Source organism: Streptomyces sp. ADMS (assembly GCF_033441795.1).
Taxonomy (GTDB): domain Bacteria; phylum Actinomycetota; class Actinomycetes; order Streptomycetales; family Streptomycetaceae; genus Streptomyces.
On record NZ_JAVFVX010000658.1, the window covers coordinates 1 to 225 of the forward strand.

The window sequence follows — 225 nt, forward strand, 5'->3', positions numbered from 1 at the left end:
AGTCACCGAGTTCCCCTTCGACTCGGACCGCAAGCTGATGACCACGGTGCACAAGTACGGCGCGGGCTACCAGGCGTGCGTCAAGGGAGCGCCGGCGGAACTGCTGGCGCGCTGCGCCGAGGTGGAGTGGGAGGGGCGGGGCGGGCCGCTGACCGAGCAGGACCGGGCGGCAGTGCTCGCGGCGAGTGACGCTCTGGCGTCGCAGGGGCTGCGGGTGCTGGCCGT

Annotated in this window: 1 protein-coding gene; it reads left to right on the forward strand. The window is 72.9% G+C overall.

Features of this window, described 5'->3' with window-relative positions; translation table 11 throughout:
* On the forward strand, positions 1-225 hold a 225-nt coding region (locus tag RB628_RS43125; RefSeq protein ID WP_318325880.1), incomplete at both ends, for a hypothetical protein.